Source organism: Sulfurimonas sp. (assembly GCF_047622445.1).
Lineage (GTDB): Bacteria > Campylobacterota > Campylobacteria > Campylobacterales > Sulfurimonadaceae > Sulfurimonas.
In genome coordinates, this window is record NZ_JBLHOE010000114.1 from 1 (window position 1) to 4,868 (window position 4,868).

The window sequence follows — 4,868 nt, forward strand, 5'->3', positions numbered from 1 at the left end:
TATCCTTCGCTCAATCGCAAAAGGTGAAGAGATTACTCAAGATATATCAACACTAGAAGATCCTTCGATTGTTGCTATTATCGCTGGTATGGTAGGTAAATAAATGTCACTTATAGAAATATTTACAGATTACATATATGATAAAAAAGATCTAAGAGAGTATGTAAAACAAAGAAAAAATATTAACGAGCGTGGAGAGTTTAATGACGCTTCGTTAATAGAAGCACAAGAAAACTTAGAGCGATTAAAAAAAGAAGATATCCTAACCTATAATGCTATGTATGATACATTACGAGAGTATGTGAAATTAGGTCATGGTGAAATTACTGAGTATCCAATTAATTTTATACGAGAATTCCTTAAGCTTTATAAGGGTGATTATACAGTGAAAAAAATGTATGAAAACTATAAAAGTGGACTAAAACATTATCACCATGATGCGTAGGTAAAAGAAATAGTTGTGAATATATTAATCATAGAAAATGAAATTTATCTTTCACATAGTATTGCTCAAAAATTGGTAGATATTGGATACTCTTGTAGTATGTGTATAAAGTCAGAAGATATATCTCTTGAAGCGCACTATGATGTAGTCTTATTGTCTACATCAGTTGATGAATCAAATTGTCGCTTCATAAAAGAAAACTATAAAGACTCAATCATAATTCTATTAGCCTCATATATTAGTAATGATACTATATCCAATATATTAAATAATGGGGCTTCTGACTACATTTTAAAACCATTTATGATTGATCAATTGGTAAATAAAATAGAGCATCAAATTGAATATAAAATGTTGAAGGTACAAAATGATAGTTATGAAAAATATTTATCACATTCATTTCTGGATGTAGAAGAGAGTACTATGCAAAGCGAGATAAAGTTTCCTTTATTTATTTCTTCAAACATACAGAAAAATATTGATGCTTTTGTCTATAGATATGCAAAAGAGCGAGATGTAGTACTCCATTTTGTCAGTCTTAAAGATTCCGGGGCTATGAAAGAGATAAAAAAATATCCGGTAAATACTTTAGTGTATATTAGTGATTTCCATATGCTCAATGGCACTAGAAGAAAAGATTTTTTTGAATACATTGTAGGTAAAGAGTTTATTATTGCAAACATGACTAGAACGGAGATAGTCGATTTTTCTGTACTAGAGTTAGAAACAAATCAAACTGTTTTGGAGAATGATACTATCTTAGAAATAGAAGGTTATTTTAAACATATTATTCGAACGTATCAGAACACATTTAATGATACTGAGTTATCAAAAAAGCTTGGAATTTCACGAAAAAGTATTTGGGAAAAAAGAAAAAGATATTCGATAGCAAAATAAAAAATATTAAGAGCTAGAAATTACTATAGAATGAACATTCATACATTGTGTGGCGATTTCTAACTCTTCATTAGTCTCAATCACTATAGAGTCTAATTTTTTTATTAAAGCATTATCAAATATTTTTTCTCGTATATACTGTGAATTTTCACCAATGCCACCGGCAAAGACAACTGCATCTACTGTTTCTAAAAGTACCATATACGAACCAATATATTTTTGAATACGTCTAATCATTATCTTGAGTGCTAATTCGGATGATTCATTAGAGTTATTAAGAATTTTTCTGACATCATTTTCATTACATATTCCTTGAAGTCCAGAGTTCTTATTGAGCTCCTTATCCACTTCATCAACATTCATCCCTAATTCTCTTTGCATGTACAAAGCTATACTAGGATCAATATCTCCACATCTTGTTCCCATAACAAGACCTTCTAATGGCGTGAAACCCATAGAAGTATCTATACTTTTTCCATTTTTTATTGCACAGATACTGGCGCCATTTCCAAGGTGAAGTGTAATGAGATTGAGTCTATTTATATCTTTTTTTAAAATCTTTGCCGCTTTTTTAGAGACATAGGAATGTGAAGTCCCATGAAACCCATATCTTCTTATATGGTGCTTTTCATACATATCTTTGTTAAGTGCATATAAGTAGGCTTCTTTTGGCATGTTAGTATGAAATGCTGTGTCAAATACTGCTATATGAGGAATGTTGGGCGCTTTTGTACGAGCAATGATAATCCCTTCTAAATTTGAAAAATTGTGAAGGGGTGCAAGAGGAATTAGTTCTTTAATTCTGGCAATTACGTTATTATCAATGAGTGTTGCCTCACTGAAAAATTCTCCACCATGAACTACACGATGACCTATGACATCCAAAGAGCAAAAGTCAATATCTATACTTTCTAGAGCATCATGATGATTTTTAAACTCCGCACCAATTTCTCCTATGTTTTCAATAAGTACAGAATACAATACCTCTTTTGTTTGCATATTAAAGAGCTTACATTTTAAAGAAGAACTTCCTGAGTTAATTACTGCAATTTGCACTCATTTTCTCCTGCTTGGATTGCTGTAATCGCAATAGTATTTACGATATCCGGAACTAAGCATCCACGACTTAAATCATTGATAGGTTTATTTAAACCTTGTAAAATCGGCCCAATGGCAACAGCACCACTAGACCGTTGTACTGCTTTATATGTATTGTTCCCAGTATTTAAATCTGGAAATACAAGTACACTTGCATTTCCTGCGATTTTTGAATTTGGTAATTTTTTTGAAGAAACATGCTGATTTACTGCTGCATCATATTGGATAGGGCCTTCGACTAAGAGCTCCTTATCTTTTTCCCGTACAATTTTAGTAGCCTCTTTAACTTTATCGACATCAATACCTTTAGCACTTTCTCCAGTTGAGTAAGAAAGCATTGCAACTTTTGGCTCTATCCCAAAAGCTTTTGCTGTTTGTGCAGAAGAGAGAGCAATTTGAGCTAATTCTTGGGCATTTGGATCTTGATTTACAGCACAGTCTCCATAGACTAAAACTTTTGTGGCTAAACACATAAAAAATACACTCGACACAATAGAAGTCTCAGGTGTAGTTTTTATGATTTGTAAGGCTGGGCGAATTGTTTCACTAGTAGAACCGATAGCACCACTTACCATTCCATCAGCATAACCAAGCTGTACCATCATCGTAGCAAAGTAATTGATATTTGCAATAGTATCTTCCGCGACTTGATAACTGAGACCTTTTTCTTTACGTAATTCATACAATGTATGGGAGAACTCTTGTATGTAAGCAGAGTTTCTATGGTCTATGATTGTTGCTTTAGAAAGGTCAAGTCCTAAACGTAGATAGTTTTCTCGAAGTTCTTCTTCAGACCCAAGTAAAATGATATCTGCAACATCTCTAAGTAAAATAATTTCTGCAGCTCTTAAGATTCTTTCATCTACTGCTTCTGGTAATACGATTCTTTTTTTGTTTGAACGTGCGAGTTCAAAGAGTTTGTATTCAAACATTAATGGTGTCATAATCTCATTGATAGAGTCTGCAATCTTGTTTTCTATATATGCGATATTTACACTTGAGTTAAATAAACCTAACGCTAATGCTATCTTTCTATCACTATTTACACGTATGCGAGAATGAACACGAGATATATTTTTAGCGGTTGTATATGTGTCTGTTGTAACTGAGATGAGCGGTATGCTAAATTGCTCTAGTCCTAAAACAAGTTTTTCGATATTGGGATGCATTTTCATATTTAAAGGAAAAACTATGGCTGATGGGTTACGATAGTTATTTGAATAGATAGCACCTAAAATACCAAGAATTATATCTGATCTATCAGCTGGAACTATTACTAAATCTCCATCTTCAATATGATCTAAAAAATTGTCTAAACTAAGTGCCCCAACTTTTATGTTTTTTATGCTTCGTGTATAGTCTTGCGGTGAAATAAGTACCTCTTTCGCATCAAGTGATTCAATGATGTCACGAATACTGATAAGGCTAAGTTCATCTACTTCAGCTAATAGATATGTTCCTTTTTCACATATATCTCCTTGTAGTTTTTTTTCTAAAGCAGTGTATTTATTTTCATCAAGACGATTTACAAAGGTCGCAAAATGTATACATCCTTGCGCTCTAATGTTTTCATCCTCAATTTGAATACTTTCATATATTTCTTTTGGGTTATCTTCTTTTGCATTTATAATGTTTATATAGGGTGAACCAAAGTTTTGAGCAATTTTAATATTTAAATCATAATTTATATTTGTACTTAAAAAGGATCGCCTAATTCCTTCACATAAGACAAAGTCGTAATCATGTTCTAGTTTTTTAAATTTTGTAATGATTTGATTAATTAAAGTATTTGTTTTATGTGAAGCTATCATATTTTCAACATAATCAGTATCGAAACCGTATGCATCTTCGTACTCTAAATCTAGATCATAACGTTGTAAAATAAAATCAATGTCTCCATCTCGTTTGCTTTTGTCATAGATTATTGGACGAAAGAATGCCACACGATGAAGGTTACGTTTAAGTATTTCCATCATCCCCATAGATATAAGTAATGTACCCGCATTAATCTCTTGTGCTGATATGAAAAGTGATTTTATTTGCATAGAGTTAGTATATCAAAATAAAGGTACTTGTTAGCAATTGAATTTATATTGTAATTTATGATCCAATATATAGATTTTTTTTAAGGAAAAATATATTTTCATAAGATATAATTTTTGGAATTAATAAACTAAGGGGAAGTAAAATGAGCACAGAAGTAAAAAAACCAATATACCAACCGAATCCGGAGTTCGCATCAACAGCAAGAATAGGAAGTATGGATGAGTACAATGCACTACAGAAGAAAGCAGTAGAGAACTATGAGGGATTCTGGGGCGATTACGCAAAAGAAAAATTAGATTGGATAGAGCCATTCACAAATGTATTAGATGAGAGTAAAGCACCGTTCGTAAAATGGTTCGATGGTGGTAAACTAAACGTTGCA

At 32.0% G+C, this 4,868-nt stretch carries 5 protein-coding genes; 3 read left to right on the plus strand and 2 right to left on the minus strand.

All coding sequences use genetic code 11. The features are described from left to right. Nucleotides 1–103: 103 nt before the first annotated feature. Both ACI9TV_RS15800 and ACI9TV_RS15805 read left to right on the plus strand, forming a co-directional pair. A complete protein-coding gene (locus ACI9TV_RS15800; protein ID WP_415251783.1) occupies nucleotides 104–445 on the plus strand; it encodes a hypothetical protein in 342 nt (113 codons plus the stop codon). 15 nt (nucleotides 446–460) lie between these two features. Next, nucleotides 461–1,342: a hypothetical protein gene (locus ACI9TV_RS15805; protein ID WP_415251784.1), complete on the plus strand. Its 882-nt coding sequence runs from the start codon at nucleotides 461–463 to the stop codon at nucleotides 1,340–1,342. A gap of 6 nt (nucleotides 1,343–1,348) precedes the next feature. On the opposite strand, the gene ACI9TV_RS15810 is transcribed toward ACI9TV_RS15805, so the two are convergent. Beyond that, on the minus strand, nucleotides 1,349–2,398 hold the full coding sequence (locus ACI9TV_RS15810) for an acetate/propionate family kinase (protein ID WP_415251785.1): 1,050 nt from the start codon (nucleotides 2,396–2,398) through the stop codon (nucleotides 1,349–1,351). Continuing rightward, complete coding sequence (gene pta / locus ACI9TV_RS15815; RefSeq protein ID WP_415251786.1) at nucleotides 2,383–4,485, minus strand: phosphate acetyltransferase; 2,103 nt, start codon at nucleotides 4,483–4,485, stop codon at nucleotides 2,383–2,385. The genes ACI9TV_RS15810 and pta overlap by 16 nt, the downstream gene beginning before the upstream one ends. Before the next feature lie 143 nt (nucleotides 4,486–4,628). Here pta and ACI9TV_RS15820 point away from each other — a divergent pair. After that, on the plus strand, nucleotides 4,629–4,868 hold a 240-nt coding region (locus ACI9TV_RS15820; protein ID WP_415251787.1), incomplete at its 3' end, for an acetyl-coenzyme A synthetase N-terminal domain-containing protein.